The following is a 25719-nucleotide window of genomic DNA, read 5'->3' on the forward strand; positions in this document are numbered from 1 at the left end:
CACGACGACGGCGGGCGTCGGCGACGGTCCGTCAGGACCGCCGCCGACGCCCGCCGCGGCCGGCTCTGGTTCGACTACTCGATGACCGGCGGGTTCGCCGAGCCACCGCGCCAGGTGTCCTCGTCCTCGATCAGGTAATCGGGACGGTGACCCTCGCCCTTCTTCTTCTTGCCCGCGCCACCGGCACCCGGCGCCCCGTGCATCCCACCGGCCCCGGCCGCCCCGGCGCCCCGGCCCTTGCCGATGCCCGAACCGCCCTCGGTGAACGCCCGGCCACCCGCACCGGCGCCCTTCGCGCCGCCGACCGTGCCACCGGCCTTGCGCACCAGACCGCTGCCACCCTTGGCACCGCCCTTCGCGCCACCGGCACCACCGCCGCCGCCGTGCATACCGCCCATGCCGCCGGCGCCCATCGCGCCCCGGCCGCCCGCGGCGCCCGTGCCCGACGTGCTACCGGCGCCACCGGGCCTGGTCGCCCCCGAACCACCGGCCAGCCCACCGGAGGTCTTGCCCCCGGCACCGCCCGACAGCCCGCCACCGGAGACCCGGCCACCGCCGGCGCCGCCGCCGGAGTACCCGCCGCCGCCACCGAGGCCGGGAATGATGCCACCCCCACCGGGGAAGCCACCGCCCCCGCCGCCACCACCACCGGTCCCGACCCCGGGCACCGTGCCGCCACCGCCCGGCATCCCGATCCCGGGCGCGATCGGAACCCCCACCGAAGGCGGCAGGTTGACCCCGTCGATCCCCGTGCTCGGCGGCCCCACCGGAGGAAGATGCCCAGGCGCGGGCATCGTCGTCAGCGGCGGGATCCCCGGCGGCGTCGTGTGCTTCGGCGGCTCCACGTTCGGCAGCCCCGGCGGGTTCGTCGGCGCCGGCTGCGGCACCTTCCCGGTCTGGTCCGGCGGCAGCTTCGGCGGCAGCATCGGCGGCGGCGGCGACACCGGCGGAGGACCGACCGGGTTCGGCGGGTTCTCCGGCGGCGGCGGGAAGGCGGACTCGGTGCCCCGGCTTCCCGGGGGCGGCGGCATCTCGCTGGCCGCCTGCGCGTAGTACGGAGCCAGGTACTCCATCGTGCCGATGGCGTACTGGTGCTGGATCTCCGTCGCCGACAGCTCGTCGTAGTTCTTGTTCACGGCGTCGAAGCGGTTCATGCCGCCGGCGAGGTCGGCCTTGAACTGCGCGTCCGACCGGTCGCCGAGGTCACCCAGCCACTTCATCCCGCTGTCGAGCGAGCTCGGCACCGAGATCTGGTCCATGTTGGCCTTCGCGGACTGAAGCGCGTCGGACGCGAGGTACATGGCCTGCGAGGTCTTGGTCGCGTGCGAGGCAGTGTTGGACAGACTCTCCTGAATGACCGCTGCCTTCTTGGCGAACCCGTCCGCCGCCGCACCTTCCCAGTTGGCCATCGCGTGCTCGACGGCCGTCTGGAGCTCGCTCGCGGCGGTCTGCAGATCGGAGCTCGCCGTCCCCCAGTGCTCGGCAGCCCGCTTGAGGTTGCCGGGCTGCGCGTGGGACAGCATCGCCTTCAGCGGGATCAGCGCCTGGCCTTCGTACTCCGGAAAGCGCTCGTCCATGTCAGCTCAGCTCCTGACTGTACTTGGCCATCGCAGCAGCGTTGTCCGCTTCCTGGCCCTTGTAGGCGTTGTTGACCGCCTGGGCTTTGTCGCCGAACTCGTTGATCAGCGTGCTCAGGTCCTGGATGGTGCTGTTCAGCCACCCCTGCATCCTGCTGTGAGCCTCGTGAAGGCTGGTGGCATGGCTGAAGTTGACCCCGAAGTCCGACGCCGCGACCTCAGTTCCGTAGGCGCTCTTGTCGGCGGTCTGAGCCATGTTCTGCTGGATCGCTCGCAGTCGTCTCACGACCGCTTCCAGTTCGTCCGTGTTGACGCGGTAACCGTCGGCCATGCGGCCCTCTCCTCCCCCTGGAGTATCGAATATCGTCCCCGTGCGCATGCTCAACCCGTCGACACGTCAGGTCAGTTGGTTGCAGCATTCGATCGTATCGCCAACTCGGCGCTTGTACCCATACGCCGTCAACGCGGAGGCTGGTTGCCCCCGGGGCCGTACGGGTTCTGGTACGGGTTCTGCTGCGGCGGGTAACCCGACGGCGGGGCCTGCTGGCCGTACTGCTGCGGCGGGTAGCCCGGCGGCGGGGCTTGCTGGCCGTACTGCTGCTGGTTCCCCCGCCACGCCGGCGGCGCGCCGTACGGCGGCTGCTGCCCCTGCGGAGGAACCGGGACCGGACGTCGGCGGCCCCTGGCCACCAGAACCGCGATCAGCACGACCAGCAGGACGGCGGCTCCGCCGACGGCCACCAGCACGCCCGCGCCGAGGCCCTCGTCGCTGCTGCTGCCGGACATGTCGGGCGCGGCCGGGAGACCGCCGGTCGGTTCCGACCCGCCACCGGACGCGGCCCCCGCGCTCGAACTCGGCGCGCCGGCTGCCGTCTTGGCGTAGGGACCGGTCAGCGGGCCCTGGGCGGAACCTTCGGGAATGTCCTTGGTCAGCGCGTCGTACGGCGACAGAACGCCGTACCCGTAGTGCGGGTCGGGGGCCTTACCGCCTGCGGCCTTCGCCGACTTGGTCAGTCGGTTCGCCACCTGACCGGCGGTCAGCTCCGGGTACTTGGCCCGCACAAGGGCTGCCGTACCGGAGACGAAGGCGGTCGCGTCCGAGGTGCCGTCACCGATGCAGTACTGACCGCCGGAGCAGCTACCGGGGGCGACGACACCCACGCCGGGAGCGGACAGCAGCACCTGAGAACCGTAGTTGGACATCGACCAGATCGAACCGGACTTGTCGACGGCGCCGACCGCGACGATCCCGGGCTCGTTGGCGGGGCTCTCCACCACCCCGCCGCCGTCGTTCCCCGCGGAGGCGACGATCAGCACATCGTGCTGCGCGGCGTAGGCCACCGCGCTGGTCAGCTCCTTGTCCTGCCCCGGGTTGCCCTTCATGCCCTGCGAGATGTTGATGACCTTGGCACCGTGGTCGACGGCCCAGCGAATGCCCTCGGGGAACACGCCGGTGCCGTCCGACGACGCCCTGAAGACCGGCAGGATCTTCGCGGCCGGCGCGACGCCCATGGCCCCCACCCCGTCACCGTGGCCGTGCGCGGCGATGATGCCCGCCATCGCGGTGCCGTGCGGGTCGGTGGGGTCCGTGTTGTGGCCCTTGCCGCTCTTGTCGAAGCCCTCCAGCACCGACCCCGCAAGGTCCGGGTGCGAGGCGTCGACACCGGTGTCGATCACGGCGACGATCACTCCGTCGCCACGACTGACCGACCACGCCCGTTCCAGGCCGAGGAACGAGGTCGTCCACTGCGCGTCGCGGACCTGGTCCGCCGACGCCGTCGGCGTGGCCGTGAACAGCAGCGCACCGGTCAGTGCGGTCGCACCGAGCACGCGCATGGCTTTGGTCAGCGTCATCAGCACCCCGTCAGTCGATTGACAGCCCGTTCGTTCTCGCAGCGCCCCCGGAACCCAGGACGGTCCGATCGTATCGTCCGGCACTGCCGGTGATGCAGACACCCCGTGACAGGCCCACTACATTTCACCGGCTCCCCACCCGGAGCCGGGGTGGACGGGCGGCGGTCCGCACCCGCACCGTGCGGGCGGTGCTGCGGGAATGGGCCGGGAGGCGGGGTCAACTGCTGTGCTATGAATGGCGCGTCGTTCATCCAGGGGGATCTTGTGACGTACCCGCCGCAGACCGGCGCGCCCTTTCCGGGGCAGCCCGGGCCGCCGCAGCCGCAGCATCCGACGTATCCGCAGCCGCCGTACCAGCAGCCGTACCCGCAGCCGCACCAGACGCCGTATCAGCAGCCCTTTCCGGGGCAGCAGTTGCCGCCGCAGGGGTGGGGCGGGGCGCCGGGGTGGGGTGGGCCGGGGGGTCCGCCGCAGCGGGGCGGGGCGGGGCGGAAGCCGGCCTGCCTGGGGGTGGTGCTGGTGGTGCTGGTGGGCGTGGTGGTGGGCGGCGTCGTGCTGGTGAACGCGAACCGGAAGCGGATGCCGGTGTCCCCGATGGCGGCCGAGTCGGGGAAGTGGCAGAAGGTGGCGGACGTCCTGACGCAGGCGCTGGCGGCGAAGGACGAGGAGGCGTTCGTCAAGCCGTTCGCGGGGCCGGCCAAGGAGAAGCAGCGGCTGGTGTTCCGCAACCTGCTGAAGATCCCGTGGGAGACGGCGCGTTGGGAGGCCCCGGTGGCGCCGATGAACGGGCAGCTGTGGGTGGACTTCGTGCACCAGGTGAAGGGCGTGGACAACCTGCCGATCACCGAGCGGTACGGGTGGCAGGTGCTCCCGGTCGACTCGGGGACCGAGGTGGTGACCGACGTCGGCGGGATCAAGGGCAGCGAGGGCAAGGACCTGGGCTTCGGCTACTACCCGGCGCCCTGGGACCTGTACGACGACCTGACGGTGCAGGTGCGGGACCACCTGGTGGCGATGGCCGGCAAGGACCAGGCGGCGGAGCTGAACCGGGACGTGGACGTCCTGGCGCGGACCGCGAAGGACGACCTGGCGGCCTGGCAGAAGTACGCGCCGGCGCCGGTGGGCGACCGCAAGGGCGCGAGCGGGTTCTTCGTGGTGCTGGAGAAGAACCGGGACGTCTACAACAAGCTGTACAAGGGCGACGGGAAGGCGAACGACAGCCTGGAGGCGGGCGTCAACATGCCGATGCGGGCGTCGGACCAGTCGAAGGCCGGGCCCGACGAGATGCTGATCGGCGGCAGCCGGATCGTGATGGACACCACGGGCAGCCGGTTCACCAGCTCCCAGTGGCAGGACGGGGTGACGGACATCGGCCGGCACGAGATGGCGCACGCCATCGTCGCGCCGCTGCTCACGGCACAGCCGGAGTTCGACGGGACGGGGAATCCGCGCGACTGGGTGGCGGAGGGTTTCGGGGAGTACATGGCGCTGCGCGGGCGGGACAGCCTGGCCCGGGACGAGATGGCCGCGTACCTGCAGGACGTCCGCTTCAACGGTGAACTGCCGGGCGACGGAGCGGAGTTCTACTCCAGCGACGGCAAGCAGCGCAGCGCGAACTACACGCTGGCCGGCGACGCGCTGCGCTTCATGGGGTCGAAGTACGGCGATGCGAAGGTCTTCTCGTTCGTGGCCGCGCAGTACGGCCGGCCGAAGGAGTACGAGCAGCAGATCACCGCGGCCACCGGCCAGTCGCCGGCGCAGTTCCAGTCGGCCTGGGCGGCGCACGTCCGCGCGGTCGCCCCGAAGCACTGACCGGCCACACCATCCAGGGGGAATCGCAGTGAGCCACCCGCCGCAGCCCGGCGCGCCCGCGCCGGGCCAGCAGCCGTACCAGCCGTACCAGTCGCAGCCGCAGCCGCAGCCGCCGTATCAAGCGCAGCCGCCTCACCCGCACCAACCGCCGTACCAGCAGCCGCTTCCGGTCGGCCGGCAGTTCCAACTTCCCTATCAACAGCAGCAGTTCGAGCCGCCGGTGCGCCCGCGCCGCCGCGGCCGGCGGATCGCGTTCACGGTGGCGGGCGTCCTCGCCGTGCTGGTGCTGGCGTTCGCGCTGCTGGTGGTGAACAACCTGAACCGGCAGCACCAGTACGCGAAGGACAACGTCCCGGAGAAGAAGTGGCGGGCGCTGGTCGACGGGATGACGCAGGCGCTGGCGGCGAAGGACGAGGAGGCGTTCGTCAAGCCGTTCGCGCCCGGTCCGACCCAGGACAAGCAGCGGAAGGTGTTCCGCAACCTGGTCAAGATCCCTTGGCAGACCGCGCGTTGGGAGCTGCAGGCGGGAGACGCGGTGAAGGGCGTGCTGCCGGTGGCGTTCGTGCACCAGGTGAAGGGGGTGGACAACCGGCCGATCGCCGAGACGTACGCGTGGACGGTGAGCGGTCCGGCGGCACCGGGCGTGGTCACCGCGGTGGGCGGTGACAAGGACCTCATGGGCGGGACCTCGGACGTCAGTTACTACCCGGGGCCGTGGGAGATGTACGACGAGCTGGCCGTCGAGGTCCGGGACCACCTGGTGGTGGTGTCCGACCGGGGCCAGTCCGCGGAGCTGGAGCGGGACGTCGACGTGCTGGCGCAGGCCGCGAAGGACGACCTGGCGGTGTGGCAGCAGAACAAGCCGCCGACCGACGGGGTCCGCAGCGCCGCCGAGGGCTTCTTCGTCGTGCTGGAGAAGAACCGGGACGTCTACAACAAGCTGTACGCGGGCGACGGCCGGGAGAACGACCGGCTGGAGGCGGGCGTCAACATGGCGGTGGAGGCGGCGGACTCCGACAAGGCCGGCCAGGGCAAGATCATGATCGGCGGCAGCCGGATCGTGATGGACACCTCGCTGGAGCGGTTCACCAGCAAGGACCGGTGGCAGGAGGGCGTGACGGACATCGGCCGGCACGAGATGGCGCACGCCATCGTGGCGCCGCTGACGGCCGACTTCGACCTGGGCCTGGTCGAGGACAGCACCGTCCGGATGTGGGTGATCGAGGGCTTCGCGGACTTCATGGCGCTGCACGGCAAGGACGCCAAGGCCCGCACCGACCTGGCCTACAAGGTGAAGGACTTCGCGTTCCACGACGGCCTGCCGCCGGCCACCGCGGTGGAGTTCTACGCGAAGGACCCGAAGGAGCGCAGCGCGAACTACGCGCTGTCCGCGGACGCGCTGCGCTGGATGGCGTCGAAGTACGGGGAGGCCAGGACGCTGGCGTTCGTCGCCGCGCACTACGGCGATCCGACCGGGTTCCAGCGGCAGCTCACCGCGGCCACCGGCCTGACGCCCGAGCAGTTCCAGCAGCAGTGGGCGGCGCACGTCCGCGCCACCCTCCCGGTCAAGCGCTGACGGGGTGTCACCGTCCCCGCCCGACCCGGCCGGAGACCGGTCAGACGGGGACGGTGGCGTCCTCCGGCAGGATCGGCAGCCGGCCGACCGGCAGGCCGGTGGCGGCCCGGACGGCGGCGGCGACCGCGGCGGGCGCGACCACGGCGGGCACCGCGCTGACGGCCTTGGCGCCGAAGGGGGCGACCACGTCGCGCTCCTCCAGCAGGGCGGCGATCCTGATGTCCGCGGTGTCCAGGGCGGTCGGCAGCCGGTAGCCGGTGAGCGAGGCGTTCACCGGGACGCCGCCCTCGGTGCGCAGGTTCTCCAGCAGGGCGAGGCCGATGCCCTGGGCGACGGCGCCCTCGATCCGGTCCTCGATCTGGCGGGGGTTGAGCGCCCGGCCGACGTCCTGGGCGACCGTCATCTCGACCACCCGGACGGCGCCGAGTTCGATGTCGACGTCGACCACGGCGCGCATCGCGCAGAACGCGATGGAGACGAACGCGTCGCCCTGCCCGGTCTCCGGGTCGAGCGGCTCGGTGGGGTGCGGCCGGCACTGGGCGGTGGCCCACAGCTCGCGGCCCTCCAGCGCCTGGCTGACCGGCATGCCGAGCACCCCGTCGTACGAGGTGATCTTCCCCTCGCTGATGGTGAGCAGTTCGACGGACATGCCGAAGTCCGCGGCGATCGGCTGCAGCATCTGGTGACGGACCATCAGCGCGGCCCGTTCCACCGCACCGCCGGACACCCAGGTGTGCCGGCCGCGGGCGGCCGGGCCGGCCGCGGACTGGTCGGAGTCGACCGGGGCGATGTACACCTCGCTGACGCCGAGCACCGACTGGACGATCTGCCGGGCCAGGGTGGCGAACCCCTGGCCGGAGTCGACGGCCGCGCAGATCACGGTGGCGTGGTCGCCGCTGACCCGGACGGTGGCGGTGGCCACCTCGTCCTCGCCCTCGGCGCCGAGCATGTGCACCATGCCGACCGCGTAGCCGATGCCGCGCCGCACCGCGGCGGGGTCGCCCGCCCCGCCGGGGCCGCCGGGCAGCAGCCAGTCGGCCTCCGGGTCGTCGACCGGGAGGGCGGGCAGCGGGGAGTCGGCGAGCGCGTCGAGCAGGGCCTCGACCGGGGCGGGGCAGGTGACGGCCTGTCCGGTGGGCAGCGGGTCGCCGGTGGTCATCGCGTTGCGGCGGCGGATCTCCACCGGGTCGATGCCGAGCTGCCTGGCGAGCTGGTCGAGCTGCGACTCGTAGGCGAAGCAGGTCTGCAGGGCGCCCTCGCCGCGCATCCGGCCGGCGGGCGGGTTGTTGGTGCGCACCGCCCAGGCGTCCACGAAGACGTTGGGGCAGGTGTAGGGGCCGACCGAGAACGCCACCGCGGAGGCCAGCGCCTCGGCGGAGACGTCGGCGTAGGCGCCGCCGTCGAGCAGGATCTGCGCCTCCACCTTGACCAGCCGGCCGTCGGCGTCGGCGTGGTGGCGGTAGCGCAGCAGGGCGGGGTGCCGGGTGGTGTGCGCCTGGAAGGACTCGGCCCGGGTGAGCGTCATCTTGACGGGCCGTCCGGTGCGCAGCGCGAGCAGCGCCAGGGTGACCTGGAAGGACAGGTCCTCGCGGTCGGTGGTGGCGCCGGGCACGCCGGTGACCACCAGGCGGACCCGGTCGGGGTCGATGCCCAGGCAGGCGGCGGTGCGGTCGCGGTCGCCGTGCGGGTCGGTGGAGGACAGGTGCAGTTCGACGCCGCCGTCGGGGCGGGGCACGGCGAGGCCCGCCTCGGCCCCGATCGGGGCCGGGTCCTGCCGGCCGACCTGGTAGAGGCCCTCGACGACGATGTCGCCGACCGCGTCCGGGTCGCCGGTGCGCAGCGGCAGGTGGCGCAGCAGGTTGCCGTCGGGGTGCAGCGGCGGGGCGTGGAAGGCGGCCTCGGGGTCGGTGACGGGCTCCAGCGGCTCGTACTCGACCAGGATCGCGGCGGCGGCGAGGCGGGCGGTGTCGGGGTGGTCGGCGGCGACCGCGGCGACGGGTTCGCCGTGGTGGCGCACCACGCCCGCGGCGAGCACCGGCCGGTCGGCGACCACGCTGCCCGCGGGCGCGCCGTCGGGGTTGCCGTCCGGTCCTGCGGGCAGGTCGGCGGCGGTGATCACGGCGTGCACGCCGGGGACGGCGAGCGCGGCGGAGGTGTCGACCGAGACGATCCGGGCGTGCGGGTACGGGGAGCGCAGCACGGCGCCCCACAGCAGTCCTTCGGCCCACAGGTCGGCGGCGTACGGGTAGATGCCGAGCGCCTTGGGGAGGGCGTCGGTGCGCAGCGGGGAGCTGCCGAGGCCGGTGGCGGAGGCCTCGTCGTCCGCGGGGGCGGCCGCCGGGAGCTCGGTGGCGGAGGTCATGCGTTCTCGTCCTCGGGGAGCCTGATGCCGTGGGCGGGGGTGGCGTCGTAGCCGGGGTACGGCCGGCCGTAGCCGTCGGTGGCGTAGACGGTGCCGTCGAAGGGGCCCGCGTCGTGGGGGGTGCCGTGCGGCGGGGTGGGGAGGTACGGGGTGCCGTGGGCGGGGGTGCCGTAGCCGTCAGCGGCGGTGCCGTGGGCGGGGGTGCCGTAGCCGTCGGCGGCGGTGCCGTGGGCGGGGGTGGGGTCCCAGCCGGCGGGCACGGGGGTGCCGTGCGGCGGGGTGGGCGGGTAGGCGTAGCCGCCGGTGCGCCGGGTGGCCTCGCCCTGGGTCTGGGCGGGGATCAGCTGGTCGGCCTCGTGCCAGAGTTCGGAGTCGGCGTACAGCGGGAGTTCGCCGGCCAGCGCGAGGTCGGCGAAGGACTGCTCGGTGGCGCGCGGCGCCGCGGCGGCGTTGGCGGGGGCCTCGGCGGCGGCCTGCTCGGCGGCGTCGAGTTCGGCCTCCAGGGCGGCCTCGCGGGAGTCGGCGACGGCCTGGACGGCGGCCAGCGCGCCCCGGTAGCCGGTGCAGCGGCACAGGTTGCCGCACAGCGCCTGGCGGGCCTCGACGTCGCTGGGCCGGTGGTTGCGCTGCAGCAGGTCGTGCACGGCCATCGCCATGCCGGGGGTGCAGTAGCCGCACTGGACGGCGCCGGAGTCGGCCAGCGCCTGCTGGACGTCGCTGGCGCCGCCGGCCCCGGAGAGGCCTTCGACGGTGGCGATCTCGCTGTCGGCGGCGAGCGCGGCGGGCACCAGGCAGCCGTTGACCAGCTGTCCGTCGACCTGGATCGAGCAGGCCCCGCACTCGCCCTGCTCGCAGCCGTCCTTGGCGCCGGCCAGGCCGAGCCGCTCGCGCAGCACGTACAGCAGGCTCTCGCCGATCCAGGCGTCGCTGACCGGCCGTTCGACGCCGTTGACGCGCAGCGTGTACGAGGCGGTGGGGCGCACGTCGCCGGTGAGCGCTCCGGGGTGGTTCAGCAGTTCGTCCGTCACTTCAGCGCCCTTCCCAGTGCCCTGCGGGCCAGCACCGCTACGGTACGCCGCAGGCGGGCCGCTGCCGAGGCCGCCCCCTCGCCGAGGTGGCCGCCCTCGGGGACGCACGCGCCGGCCACGTACTCGCCGAACGCGGCCAGCGCGCCCGGGTCGATCAGCACCGCGCCGTCCTGGCCGCGGGCGTCCCAGTCGATGCAGCCGGCCACCCAGCTCTCGGCCTCCAGCGGCCGCAGCGGGACGGGGGCGACGGCGCCGACGGCGCAGCGCACGCCGCGCCGGGCGGGGTCGAGGACCAGGGCGACGGAGGCGGCGGCGCGGGCGGGGCCGCTGCGGCCGGTGGACTTGAGGAACACCTGCGGGGCGTGCAGCAGCGGCACCCGCACCCAGGTGAGGAGTTCGCCGGGGCGCAGCGGGTCGAGGCCGGTGAGCAGGTGGCTGATCGGGACGTCGCGGACGGCGCCGGCCCGGGCGAGGGTGGCGGTGGCTTCGAGGGCGGCGAGCACCGGCAGGGTGTCGCCGGCCGGGTCGCCGGTGGCGATGTTGCCGCCGAGGGTGCCGACGTTGCGCACCTGCGGGGGTCCGGCGGTGCGGGCGGCGTCGGCGAGCGCGGGGATGAGGGCGGCGAAGTCGGGCCGGTCCATCCGGGCGTGGGTGAGGCCGGCGCCGAGGACGGCGGTGCCGCCGTCCTCGTAGCGCCAGCCGCGGAGTTCGGTGATCCGGCCGAGTCCGATCAGCGCGGCGGGCCGCAGCCGCCCGGCGTTGACGGCCTCCATCAGGTCGGTGGCACCCGCCACCGGCACCGCCCCCGGGGTGACGGCCAGCGCTTCGACCGCCTCGTCGACCGAGGCCGGCAACATGATCGTCCGGTTCACCAGGTTCCCACCGTGCTCCATTTGCAGTGCGGCCTGCCGCCCGTAGGGTACGGGCGATCGGTGCGGGTTGGGCAACTCTGGCACACAAAGTCCGCTGATCATTTTTCGGGCTCCGGACAGGTCCGAACAAGTCGGGACAACTCCGGACGCGACCGCGACCGAGTCGTTGCCCATGTGATCGGTTGTTCACCTGATCATGACGTGTGGGCCGCGCCCGGAGTTCCCCCGTGCTGACTCTCCGTCACGGAGCGGTGTGCGGCCCCGACGGTCCGGGCGCGCCGTCCAGCGGGCGGCCGACGATGCCGGGCTTGCGCTGCCAGGGCCGCGGGCCCTCGGGGCGGCGGTACTCGATGCCGAGCGCGTCCAGCCGCGGGTAGTGGCCGGCCATCCGGGCCTCGAAGCCGGCCCAGTCGCGCGCCGCGGGGTCGCGCGGCAGGTCGGACCAGGCGACCTCGGCGAACGCGGCCAGCCGCGGGAACGCCTTGTAGTCGACGTCCCGGCCGTCGTTCATGAACTCGGTCCAGATGTTCGCCTGGGTGCCGATCACGTGCCGGGCGGCGTCCTGGTCCAGCTGCGGCGGCACCGGCTCGAAGCGGTAGACGTCCTCCAGCGAGCGCACCCAGCCGACCGGGACCGGCTCGTCCTCGCCGGGGGCCTGCCGGTGGTCGAGGTAGACGTGCTGCTCGGGGCACATCACCACGTCGTGCCCGGCCTGCGCGGCGGCGATCCCGCCGTCGTAGCCGCGCCAGGAGGAGACCGCGGCGCCGGGGGCCAGCCCGCCCTCCAGGATCTCGTCCCAGCCGATCAGCCGGCGGCCGCGCCCGGCCAGCCAGCCGTCGAAGTGCCGGATGACGTGGCTCTGCAGCTCGAACTCGTCCTTCAGCCCGAGTTCGGCGATCCGGGCCTGCGCGGCGGGGCTGGACTTCCACTGGTCCTTGGGGCACTCGTCGCCGCCGACGTGCACGAAGGTGGAGGGGAAGATCTCCAGCACCTCCTCCAGCACGTGCTCGTAGAACCGCAGGGTGGCCTCGGAGGCGTTCAGGATGTTCTCGCTGACGCCCCAGTCGGTCCAGGTGCCGAGCGCGGCGGTGTCCACCACGTCGGTGTTGCCGAGCTCGGGGTAGGCGGCGATGGCGGCCTGGTTGTGGCCGGGCAGGTCGATCTCGGGGACGACGGTGATGTGCCGGGCGGCGGCGTACGCGACGATCTCGCGCAGGTCGTCCTGGGTGTAGTAGCCGCCGTGCGGCTGATCGTCGTGCCGGCCGCCGGCCCGGTAGCCGACCATCGAGCGCTCGCGCCAGGCGCCGGCCTCGGTGAGCTTCGGGTAGCGGCGGATCTCGATCCGCCAGCCCTGGTCGTCGGTCAGGTGGAAGTGGAAGACGTTCAGCTTGTGGGCGGCGAGCTGGTCGATGAAGCGCAGCACCCCGGCCTTCGGCATGAAGTGCCGGGAGACGTCCAGCAGGGCGCCGCGCCAGCCGAACCGGGGCGCGTCCCGGATCTCCACCGCGGGGACCGTCCAGCTCGCCCCGGGCAGCGGGGCGCTGCGGTACGCGGCGGGGCCGAGCAGCTGGCGCAGGGTCTGCGCGCCGTGCGAGAGGCCCGCGGCGCTGCCGGCGGTGAGCCGCACGGTGTCGGCGTCGACGCTCAGCCGGTACTCCTCGGCCGCGAGGTCCCGGTCCAGCGCGAGCACCAGTTCCCCGGACTGCCCGGCGGGCGCCGGGTCCAGGTCGAAGCCGGTGGCGGCGGACAGCTCGGCGCGCAGCCGGCGGGCGACGCCCTCGGTGCCGGGGCCGGCGGCGATCCGGGCGCCCGCGTGCAGCGCGAACGGGGCGGCGTCGGCGGGGGTCTGGACGTGCAACGGGGCAGGGATGAGGTCCATGCGCCTCATCCTGCCCCGGACCACCCCGATTGGCATAGACCACTCGGGGGGTGTTTGCGCAGCTGGCGCCCGGTCAGTCCTTCTTGTCGTCCCCGCCCGGGTTGTTCAGCCCGTCGAAGATCTCCTTGCACATCGGGCAGACCGGGTACTTCTTCGGGTCGCGGCCGGGCACCCAGACCTTGCCGCACAGCGCCACCACGGGGGACCCGGAGAGCGCGCTCTCCATGATCTTGTCCTTCTGGACGTAGTGGGCGAAGCGCTCGTGGTCGCCGTCCCCGTGCGAAGTCTGCGGGACGGGCTCGACCAGGGTGCCGGTGCCGAGGCCGCGCTCGGGCTCAAGAGTGCTCATAGGTGCCAAGTCTATGGGGGCCGCCCGGAACCGGGCCACCATGCGGGAGCGGCTCCCGCTCAGTTCAGCAGCGGGTCGTCCGGGTAGGTGGCGAGCATCGCCAGCGGGCCGCGCTGGCGGCGCAGCACCGCCCGCCACAGCCGCTCCGGCCGTTCGCAGGAGACGTCGCCGGCCTCGCAGTCCACCAGGTGCCAGGCGCCCTCGCCGATCTCCTGCTCCAGCTGGCCGGGCGACCAGCCCGAGTAGCCGGCGAACACCCGCATCCCGCCGAGCACCCCGGCCAGCACCTCGGGCGGCGCCTCCAGGTCGACCAGGCCGATCGCCCCGTGCACCCGCCGCCAGCCGAGCGGGCCGGAGTCCTCGCCGGGGACCACGGCCAGCGCCAGCGCCGAGTCCAGCGCCACCGGGCCGCCCTGGAACACCACCGCGGGGTCGCCGGTGAGCCGGGCCCAGCCGTCCAGCACCGCGGACACGTCCACCGGGGTGGGCCGGTTGAGGACCACGCCGAGCGCCCCCTGCGGGTCGTGGTCGAGCAGCAGGACCACCGACCTGGCGAAGTTCGGGTCCGTCAGCAGGGGCGTCGCGACGAGCAGTCGGCCGGTCAGCGAGGGGGCCGCTTCCATGCCTGCCATCATGCCCCGGACCGGGCCGCCGCGGACACCCGGCGATCCGTTCCCGGCACCACCCGGACGGCCCAATGGCGGTGCCGGGCGGCACCCCTTACAGCATGATCACCAATAGGGCACACGGGAACCAATCGCCCACCCTCTACCATCTATGGAATGGTGAAGGGCTCTTCCCTCGGCCCGGCAGCCGAAAACCTCTCCTGCGCACCCGGATTGCGAGAACGATGACCGACGACGTCCTGCTGGTCCACGGCGGAAACCCGCTCGAAGGCGAGATTCAGATCCGCGGTGCCAAGAACCTGGTCCCCAAGGCCATGGTCGCCGCACTGCTCGGCCAGGGCCCCAGCAGACTGCGCAACGTTCCCGACATCCGGGACGTGAAGGTCGTCCGCGGCCTGCTGCAGCTGCACGGGGTCACCGTCCGCACCGGTGACGAGGACGGGGAGCTGATCCTCGACCCGTCGCACGTGGAGAGCGCGAACGTCGCGGACATCGACGCGCACGCCGGCTCCTCGCGCATCCCGATCCTGTTCTGCGGCCCGCTGCTGCACCGGCTCGGCCACGCGTTCATCCCCGGCCTGGGCGGCTGCGACATCGGCGGCCGCCCGGTCGACTTCCACTTCGAGGTGCTGCGCCAGTTCGGCGCGACCATCGAGAAGCACCCGCAGGGCACCTACCTGGTCGCCGCCCAGCGCCTGCGCGGCACCAAGATCGAGCTGCCGTACCCGTCGGTCGGCGCCACCGAGCAGGTGCTGCTGACCGCGGTGCTGGCCGAGGGCGTCACCGAACTGCGCAACGCCGCCATCGAGCCGGAGATCGTCGACCTGATCTGCGTGCTGCAGAAGATGGGCGCGATCATCTCGCTGGGCACCGACCGCACCATCCTGATCACCGGTGTGGACGAGCTGGACGGCTACACCCACCGGGCGCTGCCGGACCGCCTGGAGGCCGCCTCCTGGGCGTGCGCCGCGCTGGCCACCAAGGGCGACATCTACGTCCGCGGCGCCGAGCAGATCCCGATGATGACCTTCCTGAACACCTTCCGGAAGGTCGGCGGCGCGTTCGAGATCGAGGACGCCGGCATCCGGTTCTGGCACCCGGGCGGCGAGCTGAAGGCGATCGCCCTGGAGACCGACGTGCACCCGGGCTTCCAGACCGACTGGCAGCAGCCGCTGGTGGTCGCGCTGACCCAGGCCACCGGCCTGTCCATCGTCCACGAGACGGTGTACGAGTCCCGGCTGGGCTTCACCGGCGCGCTGAACCAGATGGGCGCGCACATCCAGCTGTACCGGGAGTGCCTGGGCGGCACCCCGTGCCGGTTCGGGGCGCGGAACTTCAAGCACTCCGCGGTGGTCTCCGGCCCGTCCAAGCTGATGGGCGGCGAGCTGGTCATCCCCGACCTGCGCGGCGGCTTCTCGTACCTGATCGCGGCGCTGGCGGCCGAGGGCACCTCCACGGTGCACGGCATCGACCTGATCAACCGCGGCTACGAGAACTTCATGGACAAGCTGCGCGACCTGGGCGCGCACATCGAGCTGCCGTCGGCGAACGAGGTGGCCGAGGTCCAGCTCACCGCCTGACCAGCAGGGCGACGAAAAAGCCGGTGGCCGGCCTCCCCGAGGGGAGGCCGGCCACCGGTGCGTTCAGCGGCGGAGGGTCACTTGCCCTTCGCGGCTTCCTTCAGCTTCGAGCCGGCGCTGACCTTGACGCTGTAGCCCTCGGCGATCTGGATCGGCTCGCCGGTCTGCGGGTTGCGGGCGGTGCGGGCGGCACGCAGGGTGCGCTCGAAGGTCAGGAAACCGGGGATGGTGACCTTCTCGTCGCCCTTGGCGACGACCTCGCCGGTGATCTCGGCGAAGGCGGCCAGCACGGCGTCGGCGTCCTTGCGGGTCACCTCGGCGCGCTCGGCCAGCGCGGCCACCAGCTCACTGCGGTTCATGTGTACTCCTGTGGTCTGTTGCTCTGCCGTGCGCGGAGGCGTGGCCGGTCCGCGCAACGGTGCTCGTTCAGGCGAGGGGTGGTCAGGGGCCGGGCTCGCACCGCGAAGCGCCGCAAACTGCCCGCCTGGGTACGAATCCTGCCCCGACCGGCACTGAGAAAGCCAATCGGGCGCCGACGTGATTGACCCGAACAGCGCCCGCCGGACAGAGGTATGACGCTCCGTCGGCTCCGGAGTGACCGGGGCGGGCGGCGGTCGGGACGACACGCCGTGGCACAACTGGGGACGTACCGTACTTGTCGGACACGCCTCCCCGTCGCAGGGCTACCGTACGCCCTGGCACCGACAAGCCCAAACACGCCCCTTGCCCTTGTGTCGCAAGGGCTCCGGCAGGTTCACCGGACGGGGGGCGCGGCGGGCCCGCCGGGCGGACGCCGGATCAGAGCTGAACGGCCGGGAACGCGGCGGTGTCGAGCGTTCCGACGATGCCCGGGGTGGGCCTCGCGGGAGCCGCCTCGGCGCCGCCACGGGCCGCCACAGCCGCGTCACGGACCGCTGCCGCGACGGTCTTGGCCACGCCCGGGTGGAAGACGCTCGGAATGATGTAGTTCGGGTTCAGTTCCTCGTCGGTGACGGTGGTGGCCAGCGCCCGCGCGGCGGCCAGCATCATCTCGGTGTCCACGCTGCTGGACTGGGCGTCCAGCAGGCCGCGGAAGACGCCCGGGAAGACCAGCACGTTGTTGATCTGGTTCGGGAAATCGCTGCGGCCGGTGGCGACCACCGCGGCGGTCTGCCGGGCCACCGCCGGGTCGACCTCCGGGTCCGGGTTGGCCAGCGCGAACACGATCGCGTCCTTGGCCATGGTGGCCAGGTCGTCGCCGTCCAGCACGTTCGGGGCGGAGACGCCGATGAACACGTCGGCGTCGGCCACCGCCTCCTTCAGGGTGCCGGTGCGGCCGGAGCGGTTGGTGTTCTCGGCGATCCAGCGCAGGCTGTCGTTCAGGTCGTCGCGGCCCAGGTGGACCACGCCCCGGACGTCCGCCACGGTGGCGTGCGAGACGCCGGCCGCCATCAGCAGCTTGAGGATCGCGGTGCCCGCGGCGCCGGCGCCGCTCATCACCACCCGGATCTCGCCGATCTCCTTGCCGACCACCTTCAGCGCGTTGGTCAGCGCCGCCAGCACCACGATCGCGGTGCCGTGCTGGTCGTCGTGGAACACCGGGATGTCCAGCGCCTCGCGCAGCCGGGCCTCGATCTCGAAGCAGCGCGGGGCGGAGATGTCCTCCAGGTTGATGCCCGCGAAGCCCGGCGCGATCGCCTTCACGATCGCCACGATCTCGTCGGCGTCCTGGGTGTCCAGGCAGAGCGGCCACGCGTCGATGCCGGCGAACCGCTTGAACAGCGCCGCCTTGCCCTCCATCACCGGCAGCGCGGCCTTCGGGCCGATGTTGCCCAGGCCCAGCACCGCGGAGCCGTCGGTGACCACCGCGACGCTGTTGCGCTTGATGGTCAGCCGGCGGGCGTCCTCCGGGTTCTCCGCGATCGCCAGGCAGACCCGGGCCACGCCGGGGGTGTAGATCATGCTCAGGTCGTCGCGGTTGCGGATCGGCAGCTTCGAGGACATCTCGATCTTGCCGCCGAGGTGCATCAGGAACGTGCGGTCGGAGACCTTGCCGATGCTCACGCCGTCGATCGTGCGGAGCTTCTCGACGATCTCCTGGCCGTGCGCCACCGAGGACGCCGCCACGGTGACGTCGATGCGCAGCGCCTCCAGGCCGGAGGCGGTGACGTCCAGACCGGTGACCGACCCACCGGAGGACTCGACCGCGGTGGTGATGGAGCTCACCGCGTTGCCGGTGGCCGGAACCTCCAACCGGACCGTGATCGAGTTCGAGACACTGGGCACCGTCGCCATCGACGTCCTTCTTCCTGAATCAACAAAGTGTTGAAGTTTCATGCCGCTCGGCATGCTAGACCTCGATGGTCGCACCGTCCAAGGGCCAGCCAGAAATAACGTTCATAGAGTGTGCGGATCCGACAAACCGGCCGGTGGGATCCGCGATCTCCTTGCCCGTCGGCGGGGATGCGTTACATTGGAACGGCACCGGCTCGATCCAAGCCCCCGGGCCCAACCTTCGTCCCTTCGAGGGACCACTTGCCGCGAGGCGAGCATGGCGGGTCGGTGTTCAACCTGGCGAAGGCCCCCCACCTCCGGGTGGGGGGCCTTCGTGCTGCCGCCCGGGCTACTTCAGCAGCGCGGGGACGCCCGCGGCGTCCGGCAGGTCGTCCGGGCCGGACAGCACCGTCAGGCGCTGGGTGGCGCGGGTCAGCGCCACGTACAGCACCCGCAGGCCCGCCTCGGACTCGCCGGCGATGCCGGTCGGGTCGGCGACCACCGTCGCGTCGTACTCCAGGCCCTTCGCCTCCAGGCTGCCCAGCGCCACCACGCGGTCGCCCAGGCCCGCGATCCAGCCCGCCGCCTCGGCCCGGCGGTCCATCGGGACCACCACCGCCACGGTGCCGTCCACCTCCGCCAGCAGCCGCTCCAGCTCGGCCCGGGCGGCCGCGCCGAACGCCGCCGGGTCCGCCTCCCGGACCGCCGCGAACCGCGGGTGCACGCCGGTGGCCCGCACCGCGGTCGGCGACGGGGTGCCCGGCGCGGCCAGCGCCAGCACCTTCGCCGCCACCTCGGCGATCTCCGCCGGGTTGCGGTAGTTCACCGTCAGCGTGTGCCGGCGGCGCGGCTTGCCCGCCAGCACCTCGTCCATCGCCGCCTGCGCCTCCTGCGGGAACGGCCAGGAGGACTGCGCCGGGTCGCCGACGATGGTCCAGGTCGCCATCCGGGAGCGGCGGCCGATCATCCGCCACTGCATCGGGGTGAGGTCCTGCGCCTCGTCCACGATCACGTGCGCGTACTCCCGGCGCTCCTCCGGGACCCGGTCCCGCTCGCGCTGGCGGTACATCCGCTCGCCGTAGGTGGTGACCTCGTCCAGGCCGGTCAGCATGTCGACCGCGTCGACCTCGCGGACCTTCGGGCGGGCCGGCTCGCCGAGCAGCACCTGCAGCTCGTCCACCAGCGCCACGTCGTGGGCCGAGAGCGCGCCCGCGCCGCGGTCGTCCAGGTGCCGCCAGGAGGCCGCCAGCAGGCGGGCCTCCTCGGGCGTCACGGCGCGCCGGGCGATCCGGTTGGTGTGCCGGTGCTGGCGCAGCGTGGCCAGCACCCGGCGCGGCGTCACGGCGGGCCACCAGGCGTCCAGGAAGTCCAGGAACGGCGCCTCGTCGGACACGTACTCGTCGAAGGACTCGCGCTCCTCCTGGCGCTGCTCGCGCTCGGCGTACGAGGTCGGCTTCGGCAGGTCGCGGACCGCCTCCGACCAGAGCGCGTCCAGCAGCAGGCGGCGGGCCCGCGGGCGCAGCAGGTTCAGCGGGGTGCCGCCGCCGCCCACCACGTTGCCGCGCACCGCCTTCAGGCGGCCCGCGTCCAGCCGCAGGGCGCGGCCGCGGGCGAACACCTTCAGCTCGGTCGGCGCGCCCAGCTCCACGGCCGCCCGGGCGGCCCGGCGCAGCAGCTGCACCATCCGGGCCGAGCCCTTGATCCGCGACACCTCGGGGCTGTCGTAGCGGTCCGCCTCGATGCCGTCGACCAGGCTGCCGACCGCGCGGATCGCCACCTGGCCCTCCTCGCCCAGCGAGGGCAGCACGCCCTCGGTGTAGGAGACCAGCAGCGCCGTCGGACTGACCACCAGGATGCCCCCGGCGTAGCGGCGGCGGTCCTGGTAGAGCAGGAACGCGGCCCGGTGCAGGGCGACCGCGGTCTTGCCGGTGCCGGGGCCGCCGGTGACCAGGGTCGCGCCGGCCGCGGCGGCCCGGATCACCTCGTCCTGCTCCTTCTGGATGGACGAGACGATGTCGCGCATCGAGTGCCCGCGGGCCCGGCCGAGGGTCGCCATCAGGGCGCCGTCGCCGACCACGGCGAGTTCCTCGCCGCCGAGGGTGGGGGTCAGGTCGGGGCGCAGCAGGTCGTCCTCGACGCCGATCACCTTCCGCCCCTTGGAGCGGATCACCCGGCGGCGGATCACCCGGCCGGGCTCCAGCGGCGTCGCCCGGTAGAACGGGGCCGCGGCCGGTGCCCGCCAGTCGATCACCAGCGGGCCGAACTCGGCGTCCAGCACGCCGAGCCGGCCGATGTGCAGGCTCTCGGCGACGGCCGGGTCGGCCGGGTCCATCGGCGTCTGCGAGGGGATGCCGTGCTCCTCCGGCGCGTCGGCCTGCTGGAGGTCGATCCGGCCGAACAGGAAGTCCTCGAACTCGTTGTTCAGCCGCTGCAGGTGGGCGCCCGCGCGGTACACCTGGGCGTCCCGCTCGGCGAGTGCGCCGGGCGTGCCGACCTGCACCCGCTTGGCGGCGTCCTCGAGGATGTACTCCGCCTCGGCCAGCTTCTCCTCCAGCCGCCGGTAGACGGTGTCGAGGTGCTGCTGCTCCCCCGCGATCTCGCGGTCGCGGACAGTGTCGGATTGGTGCCGGGCAGAGCCGTGCGCGCCCAAGGAGCCCCCAAAGGTGCGGAGAAAAAGGCGGACGGACGATCTTAATGGATGAACGCCGCCCGTTCGGCAACCGCGGGGCACTTTCGAGGTCGCGGAGGTCGCTGCGCTCAGTGGTCGAGGGTGAGCCGGTAGCCCCGCTTCACCACCGTGGTGATCAGCCGGGGCGAGCCGAGGGCCTGGCGCAGGCGGGCCATCGCGGTCTCGACGGCGTGCTCGTCCTCCCCGCTGCCGGGCAGCGCGCGCAGCAGGTCGGCGCGCGGGACCACCCAGCCGGGCTGGCGGGCCAGGGTGCGCAGCAGCGCCATGCCGGCCGGGGGGACGGGGCGCAGCTGCCCGTCGACCAGCGCGGCCTGGCCGCGCAGTTCCAGCAGGTGACCGGCCACCGGGAAGCGGCGGGCGCGTTCGGGGAGCGCGGCGGTGAGGGTCTGCACCATCGCCCCCAGCCGCATCCGCTCGGGCCAGACGGTGGGAATGTCGCGTTCGTCGAAGGGCGCGGCGGTGACCGGGCCGACGCAGACGGCGAGCACGTCGCGGCGCAGCGCGTGCAGGACTTCCGCGGTGCGGCCGCGTTCGGCGGCCCGGTCGAACAGGCTGATCGCGGCCGGCGCGGAGGTGAAGGTGACGGCGTCCAGGGCGCCGGCGCAGGTCGCGTCGAGCAGCCGGTCGAGCGGGCCGAGGTCCGCGGGCGGCAGCCAGCGGTAGACCGGGACCTCGACCACCTCGGCGCCGGCGGTGCGCAGCGACTCGACGAAGCCGGGCAGTGGCGCGCCGTGCAGCTGGACGGCGATCCGGCGGCCGTCCACGCCCTGGTCCAGCAGGTGGGAGAGCACCTCGGCGGAGGACTCGGTGGCGGCGGAGAAGGACTCGCGCAGCCCGGCGGCCCGGATCGCTCCCTTGGCCTTGGGGCCGCGGGCCAGCACCGAGGCCGTTCCGAGGGCGTCGCGCAGGTCGTCGCCGAGGTCCCAGCCCTCGGCGGCCTCCAGCCAGCCGCGGAAGCCGATGCCGGTGGTGGCGACCGCGAGGTCCGGCGGGTCGGCGATCAGCGCGCGGGTGGCGGTGAGCAGTTCGGTGTCGTCGGCCAGCGGGACGATCCGCAGCGCGGGGGCGCGCAGCACGGCGGCGCCGCGGCGCTGCAGCAGGGCGGAGAGCTCGTCGGCGCGGCGGGCGGCAGTGATGCCGACGGTCCAGCCGGCGAGCGGGCCGGAGTCGGTGGCCTCGGGTGCGTCGGGCTGAGGCGCGTGGCGTCGGGTCGGGTCGGCCATGCGGAGTCGTCCTTTGGTGCGCCGCCCCTGGTGTCCTGGCTGGGGACGGGGCGGGCGGGCGGGTGGGTGATCAATCGTGGCCGGTCGTGGTGTCACCCCCGGGTCGCTCCGATTACCGGCGTGTTTCGGCAGGTAGGGGCGGCCCGGGGGTGGTGACGGAGGATCAGACCTGGGCGAGGGCGGGGGTGCCCGCGCTCTGGGTGGCCCCGGAGGGGCGGCGCAGGTAGACCGCCCAGGTGAGGACGGAGCAGACCGCGTAGGCGGCGAGGAAGGACACGAAGGCGGGGGTGCCGCTCTTGGCGACCAGGAAGGACTGCCGGAAGGCGAGGTTGATGAAGAGTCCGCCGAGGGCTCCGACGGCGCCGATCACGCCGATCGCGGCGCCGGACATCTTGCGGGACCAGGCGGCGGCGTCCTCGGCGCTGTCGCCGGCGGCGATCCGGTCCTGCGCCTTGGCGTCGAAGATGCCGGGGATCATCTTGTAGGTGGAGCCGTTGCCGAGGCCGGCGAGCGCGAACAGGGCGACGAAGCCGCAGAGGAAGACCGGCAGCGAGCGGATCGACGAGGCGTAGGTGACCACGCCGGCCGCCGCCGCCATCGCGGCGAAGTTGAACAGCGTGATCCGGGCGCCGCCGAACCGGTCGGCGAGCCTGCCGCCCAGGGGGCGGATCACCGAGCCGAGCAGCGGGCCGAGGAAGGTGAGCTGGGCGGCCTGCAGCGGGGTGCGGCCGAACTGGTTCTGCAGCACCAGGCCGAACGCGAAGGAGAAGCCGATGAAGGAACCGAAGGTGCCGATGTACAGCACCGACATCAGCCAGGTGTGCTTCTCCCTGACGATGGCGGCGATCGAGCCGGTGTCGGCCCTCATCGGGGCCAGGTTGTCCATGAACAGCGCGGCGCACAGTGCGGCGACCACGATGAGCGGCAGGTAGATGCCGAGCACCAGGCGGGGGTGTCCGGCCCCGGCCCAGGCGATCACGCCCAGCGAGACCAGCTGGATCACCGGCACGCCGATGTTGCCGCCGCCGGCGTTCAGGCCGAGCGCCCAGCCCTTGTGGCGGGCCGGGTAGAAGGCGTTGATGTTGGTCATCGAGGAGGCGAAGTTGCCCCCGCCCAGGCCGGTGAGCGCCGCGACCAGCATGAAGGTGGTGTAGGAGGTGCCCGGGTGCATCACGTACGCGGCGGTCAGGGTGGGCAGGAGCAGCAGCAGCGCGGAGACGATCGTCCAGTTCCGGCCGCCGAACCGGGCCACCGCCACGGTGTACGGGACCCGGACGAAGGCGCCGACCAGGGTAGGCATGGCGACCAGGAAGAACTTCCCGGCCGGGTCGATGCCGTAGGCCTTGCCCATGAACAGGACCATCACCGACCAGAGGCTCCAGATGGAGAAGCCGATGTGTTCGGAGAGCACCGAGAAGGCGAGGTTGCGCCGGGCGACCCGGCGGCCGGTAGTCTCCCAGAATGCGGTGTCCTCCGGGTCCCAGTGCTGAATCCAGCGGCCGCCCGTCCTGCTGTGCGTGGTGGTGCCGTCCATGGGCTTGCTCCTTCGAGTGCCGTTGCCCTGTGGTGTCGACGCTAGGAGGCCACGATTTCGGGTTCGTTGTGCGGTGTGAAGGGTGCGGAACCGTCCTCTCACCCGGCGGCGGGCGGGCGTGTGAGGCTCCCGGAACGCACGAGAGCCGCCCTCCGGGACGGAGGACGGCTCTGCGATGCACATGGGGTGGTGGAGATGCCGGGAATCGAACCCGGGTCCAGTGAAGTGGATTCAGGACTTCTCCGAGCGCAGTCCGCTGTGAGTTTCTCGGCCCTGGCGGTCACGCGGACAAGCCGCCAACAGGCCCAGCCACTGTTTGATTTCCCCGCCACCCCCGCGGCCGGGGTGGAGGGTTGAGTTCCCTAAATTATGCCAGGATCCGGGTCGGGAACGCCCCGGGCTGACACCCATTCACTTTCGCAGATCAGGCTGCGAGAGCGAACTGCTGGGAATCGCGCTTAGAGTTGGCGATTATTTTTTTGCGACAGATGGTTAACGAGATCATTGCCGCGTTCCTCGGCTCGCTTCTCCTGTTTCGACTTTCACTGTCGAAACCGATCATCCCCATGTTGATTTGACAAACAGCTCCGGGAGGGCGGGCCCTCCCGGCGGTGCGTTGCCATAGTACTCACCCCGCGCGTCAAGGGTCCAGCGCATTAACGCCCGGTCAACCGGTGGCTCCGGGCAGACCGGTCCGCTGGGCCAGCCAGGGCAGCGCCTGCTTGAACGCGAAGGTGCCGAACTGCCAGTCGTGCTTGCCGGGGTGGACCTCCAGCTTGGTGTCCAGTCCGGCGGCGCGGGCGGCCTTGTCGAGCGCCTGGGCGTCGGAGAGGTGCTTGCCGGTCTCCTGGTCGCCCACCAGGAAGTAGCCGCCGGAGTTGCGGTAGGCGTCCTTCTTCGCCCTGCCGAGCACGGTGGCCGGGTCGTGCGCCTCCCAGGCGGCCAGGTCACCGCCGTACAGCTGGTCGACGGTGGCCTGCTTGCCGCCCAGGTTGGGTCCGGCGTCGCCGGAGATGTCGACGAAGTGGCCGAACACCTCCGGGTGCACCACGGCCAGGTCCACCGCGCAGGTGCCGCCCATCGACCAGCCCACCACCGCCCAGGAGCGCGGTCCGGTGGCCGCGTTGAAGGTCCTGGCGATGTACGGCGGAATGTCCTTGACCAGGTGATCCTCGGCCTTTCCGGGCTTTCCGTTGACGCACTCGGTGTCGGTCTTGAAGTTCCCGGTGGCGTCCACCATCACCAGGATCGGGGCGTAGCCGTTGTGCGCGGCGGCGTACGCGTCGGCGGTCTTGATCGCCTCGCCGGCCCTGATCCAGTTGTCGGGCGCGGCGAACTGGCCGCCGATCATCTCGACCACCGGCAGCTTGGGCCTGATCTTGCTGCGGAACCAGGCCGGCGGCAGGTAGACCAGCTCGCGGCGGTGCTTGAAGCCGCTCGGCTCGGCCGGGATCTCGACCGCCACCACCCGGCCCGCGGTGGTCCGGCCGACGGTGGTGAGGGCCTCGTCCAGGCCCATCTGCTGCGGCACCGGGGCGTTCGACAGGTCACCGACCGCGGCGTCCACGTCGGGGTAGTAACCGGTCGAGATGTTCAGCGAGTTGGCGGCGCACAGCAGCGACAGCACGACCGCCAGCGGGACCGCGGCCAGGTTCCACCAGCTGGACTGCCGCACACCGGCGGCCAGGCCGCCCAGGCCCAGCAGCGCGCAGCACAGCCAGAACCACAGGCCGGCCGGCAGCGGTTCGTCGATGCCCCCGAACAGGGCCACCAGCAGGGCGATCAGCGCGGTGCCCGCGAGGGCGCCGCCGACCACCCAGGGCAGCCTGCGACGGAGCCAGAACGGGCTGACTCTGGACAGTGCCGTCGCGACCGCCGCCACGGCCAGTATTCGCAGGGTCCACGGCAGCCAGCCACTCAGCAGTGAGATGTCCACCCGCAGATGGTACGGAAGCGTCCGGAGTGCGTACGCAACTGGGGTGCCCCGCGAACCGCTTGACGGCGCTTCAGCCCTGGCGGCGGCGGGCGGCGGCGACCGCGCGGGCGGACTCCAGCCGGTCCTGGCGCTCGCGCAGGGTCTGCCGCTTGTCGTACAGCTTCTTGCCGACGGCCAGCGCGAGTTCGAGCTTGGCGCGGCCGTCCTTGAAGTACAGCGACAGCGGGACCAGCGTGTGGCCGGTCTCCTTGGCCTTGGACTCGATCTTGCGGATCTCCATCTTGTGCAGCAGCAGCTTGCGCTTGCGGCGCGCCGAGTGGTTGGTCCAGGTGCCCTGGGCGTACTCGGGGATGAAGACGTTGTCGATCCAGGCCTCGCCGCCCTGGATGTACGCGTAGCCGTCGACCAGGTTGGCCCGGCCCTCGCGGAGCGACTTGACCTCGGTTCCGGTGAGCACCATGCCGCACTCGTAGGTGTCGAGGATGGTGTACTCGTGCCGCGCCTTCTTGTTCTGCGCGACCAGCTTCTTGCCCGTTTCCTTTGCCATAGCCCGGCCATTCTCGCACCTC

19 protein-coding genes and 1 other RNA gene are annotated in these 25719 nt (G+C 72.6%); 3 read left to right on the top strand and 17 right to left on the bottom strand.

Annotated elements, in window-relative coordinates; all coding sequences use genetic code 11:
* Positions 1–74: 74 nt before the first annotated feature.
* The 3 genes from BX266_RS12930 to mycP form a co-directional block, all read right to left on the bottom strand.
* Entirely contained in the window at positions 75–1577 is a 1503-nt protein-coding gene (locus tag BX266_RS12930) for a WXG100 family type VII secretion target (protein WP_107490719.1), read from the bottom strand.
* A 1-nt stretch (position 1578) separates the two neighbouring features.
* The gene (locus tag BX266_RS12935) at positions 1579–1908 is read right to left on the bottom strand and encodes a hypothetical protein (RefSeq protein ID WP_099899509.1); all 330 of its coding nucleotides are present in this window, start codon (positions 1906–1908) and stop codon (positions 1579–1581) included.
* Positions 1909–2036: 128 nt separating this feature from the next.
* Positions 2037–3431, bottom strand: coding sequence for a type VII secretion-associated serine protease mycosin (mycP, locus tag BX266_RS12940; protein WP_099907792.1), 1395 nt, complete (start codon positions 3429–3431; stop codon positions 2037–2039).
* A gap of 264 nt (positions 3432–3695) precedes the next feature.
* On the opposite strand from mycP, the gene BX266_RS12945 reads away from it, so the two are divergent.
* Positions 3696–5243: a hypothetical protein gene (locus tag BX266_RS12945; protein WP_099899511.1), complete on the top strand. Its 1548-nt coding sequence runs from the start codon at positions 3696–3698 to the stop codon at positions 5241–5243.
* A 28-nt stretch (positions 5244–5271) separates the two neighbouring features.
* Positions 5272–6819 (top strand): hypothetical protein, encoded by a 1548-nt coding sequence (locus tag BX266_RS12950; RefSeq protein ID WP_099899513.1) that lies wholly within the window; start codon positions 5272–5274, stop codon positions 6817–6819.
* A gap of 40 nt (positions 6820–6859) precedes the next feature.
* On the opposite strand, the gene BX266_RS12955 is transcribed toward BX266_RS12950, so the two are convergent.
* The 6 genes from BX266_RS12955 to BX266_RS12980 all read right to left on the bottom strand — a co-directional run bounded on the left by BX266_RS12955 (position 6860) and on the right by BX266_RS12980 (position 13941).
* Positions 6860–9181, bottom strand: coding sequence for a xanthine dehydrogenase family protein molybdopterin-binding subunit (locus BX266_RS12955; protein WP_099899515.1), 2322 nt, complete (start codon positions 9179–9181; stop codon positions 6860–6862).
* Entirely contained in the window at positions 9178–10209 is a 1032-nt protein-coding gene (locus tag BX266_RS41170) for a (2Fe-2S)-binding protein (protein ID WP_399169546.1), read from the bottom strand. Before BX266_RS41170 ends, BX266_RS12955 begins: the two co-directional genes overlap by 4 nt.
* Positions 10206–11102 carry a xanthine dehydrogenase family protein subunit M gene (locus tag BX266_RS12965; protein ID WP_099899517.1) on the bottom strand — a complete coding sequence of 299 codons (897 nt, stop codon included), beginning with the start codon at positions 11100–11102 and terminating at the stop codon, positions 10206–10208. The genes BX266_RS41170 and BX266_RS12965 overlap by 4 nt, the downstream gene beginning before the upstream one ends.
* Before the next feature lie 220 nt (positions 11103–11322).
* On the bottom strand, positions 11323–12960 hold the full coding sequence (locus BX266_RS12970; protein WP_099899519.1) for a beta-N-acetylhexosaminidase: 1638 nt from the start codon (positions 12958–12960) through the stop codon (positions 11323–11325).
* 73 nt (positions 12961–13033) lie between these two features.
* Positions 13034–13309, bottom strand: coding sequence for a DUF3039 domain-containing protein (locus BX266_RS12975; RefSeq protein ID WP_030459614.1), 276 nt, complete (start codon positions 13307–13309; stop codon positions 13034–13036).
* A gap of 59 nt (positions 13310–13368) precedes the next feature.
* Complete coding sequence (locus BX266_RS12980; protein WP_099907795.1) at positions 13369–13941, bottom strand: YqgE/AlgH family protein; 573 nt, start codon at positions 13939–13941, stop codon at positions 13369–13371.
* Between the two features lie 218 nt (positions 13942–14159).
* Here BX266_RS12980 and murA point away from each other — a divergent pair, with 218 nt between their 5' ends.
* Positions 14160–15515: a UDP-N-acetylglucosamine 1-carboxyvinyltransferase gene (gene murA / locus BX266_RS12985; RefSeq protein WP_099899521.1), complete on the top strand. Its 1356-nt coding sequence runs from the start codon at positions 14160–14162 to the stop codon at positions 15513–15515.
* 77 nt (positions 15516–15592) lie between these two features.
* Here murA and BX266_RS12990 read toward each other — a convergent pair whose 3' ends face one another.
* From BX266_RS12990 to smpB, 8 genes are all read right to left on the bottom strand, one after another.
* Positions 15593–15874, bottom strand: a complete 282-nt coding sequence (locus BX266_RS12990) for an HU family DNA-binding protein (protein ID WP_030459611.1) — start codon at positions 15872–15874, stop codon at positions 15593–15595.
* A 439-nt stretch (positions 15875–16313) separates the two neighbouring features.
* Positions 16314–17789, bottom strand: a complete 1476-nt coding sequence (locus BX266_RS12995; RefSeq protein WP_099899523.1) for an NAD-dependent malic enzyme — start codon at positions 17787–17789, stop codon at positions 16314–16316.
* A gap of 328 nt (positions 17790–18117) precedes the next feature.
* A complete protein-coding gene (locus BX266_RS13000) occupies positions 18118–20418 on the bottom strand; it encodes a UvrD-helicase domain-containing protein (RefSeq protein ID WP_099899525.1) in 2301 nt (766 codons plus the stop codon).
* A gap of 107 nt (positions 20419–20525) precedes the next feature.
* Entirely contained in the window at positions 20526–21680 is a 1155-nt protein-coding gene (locus BX266_RS13005) for a uroporphyrinogen-III synthase (protein WP_099899527.1), read from the bottom strand.
* A gap of 163 nt (positions 21681–21843) precedes the next feature.
* Positions 21844–23214 carry a NarK/NasA family nitrate transporter gene (locus BX266_RS13010; RefSeq protein WP_099899529.1) on the bottom strand — a complete coding sequence of 457 codons (1371 nt, stop codon included), beginning with the start codon at positions 23212–23214 and terminating at the stop codon, positions 21844–21846.
* A 187-nt stretch (positions 23215–23401) separates the two neighbouring features.
* Positions 23402–23780: a transfer-messenger RNA gene (gene ssrA / locus BX266_RS13015) on the bottom strand.
* 101 nt (positions 23781–23881) lie between these two features.
* Positions 23882–25150, bottom strand: a complete 1269-nt coding sequence (locus BX266_RS13020) for an alpha/beta hydrolase family protein (RefSeq protein ID WP_099899531.1) — start codon at positions 25148–25150, stop codon at positions 23882–23884.
* Positions 25151–25220: 70 nt separating this feature from the next.
* A complete protein-coding gene (gene smpB, locus BX266_RS13025; RefSeq protein ID WP_099899533.1) occupies positions 25221–25697 on the bottom strand; it encodes an SsrA-binding protein SmpB in 477 nt (158 codons plus the stop codon).
* Between the last annotated feature and the right edge of the window lie 22 nt (positions 25698–25719).

This window comes from Streptomyces sp. TLI_171 (assembly GCF_003610255.1).
Taxonomy (GTDB): Bacteria; Actinomycetota; Actinomycetes; order Streptomycetales; family Streptomycetaceae; genus Kitasatospora.

Excerpts from the sequence above, each read along its gene's own strand:
- BX266_RS12930 (WP_107490719.1), bottom strand. The coding sequence starts at position 1,577 with ATGGACGAGCGCTTTCCGGAGTACGAAGGCCAGGCGCTGATCCCGCTG.
- BX266_RS12935 (WP_099899509.1), bottom strand. The coding sequence starts at position 1,908 with ATGGCCGACGGTTACCGCGTCAACACGGACGAACTGGAAGCGGTCGTG.
- mycP (WP_099907792.1), bottom strand. The coding sequence starts at position 3,431 with ATGACGCTGACCAAAGCCATGCGCGTGCTCGGTGCGACCGCACTGACC.
- BX266_RS12955 (WP_099899515.1), bottom strand. The coding sequence starts at position 9,181 with ATGACCTCCGCCACCGAGCTCCCGGCGGCCGCCCCCGCGGACGACGAG.
- BX266_RS12965 (WP_099899517.1), bottom strand. The coding sequence starts at position 11,102 with ATGGAGCACGGTGGGAACCTGGTGAACCGGACGATCATGTTGCCGGCC.
- BX266_RS12970 (WP_099899519.1), bottom strand. The coding sequence starts at position 12,960 with ATGGACCTCATCCCTGCCCCGTTGCACGTCCAGACCCCCGCCGACGCC.
- BX266_RS12975 (WP_030459614.1), bottom strand. The coding sequence starts at position 13,309 with ATGAGCACTCTTGAGCCCGAGCGCGGCCTCGGCACCGGCACCCTGGTC.
- BX266_RS12980 (WP_099907795.1), bottom strand. The coding sequence starts at position 13,941 with ATGGCAGGCATGGAAGCGGCCCCCTCGCTGACCGGCCGACTGCTCGTC.
- murA (WP_099899521.1), top strand. The coding sequence starts at position 14,160 with ATGACCGACGACGTCCTGCTGGTCCACGGCGGAAACCCGCTCGAAGGC.
- BX266_RS12990 (WP_030459611.1), bottom strand. The coding sequence starts at position 15,874 with ATGAACCGCAGTGAGCTGGTGGCCGCGCTGGCCGAGCGCGCCGAGGTG.
- BX266_RS12995 (WP_099899523.1), bottom strand. The coding sequence starts at position 17,789 with ATGGCGACGGTGCCCAGTGTCTCGAACTCGATCACGGTCCGGTTGGAG.
- BX266_RS13005 (WP_099899527.1), bottom strand. The coding sequence starts at position 21,680 with ATGGCCGACCCGACCCGACGCCACGCGCCTCAGCCCGACGCACCCGAG.
- BX266_RS13010 (WP_099899529.1), bottom strand. The coding sequence starts at position 23,214 with ATGGACGGCACCACCACGCACAGCAGGACGGGCGGCCGCTGGATTCAG.
- smpB (WP_099899533.1), bottom strand. The coding sequence starts at position 25,697 with ATGGCAAAGGAAACGGGCAAGAAGCTGGTCGCGCAGAACAAGAAGGCG.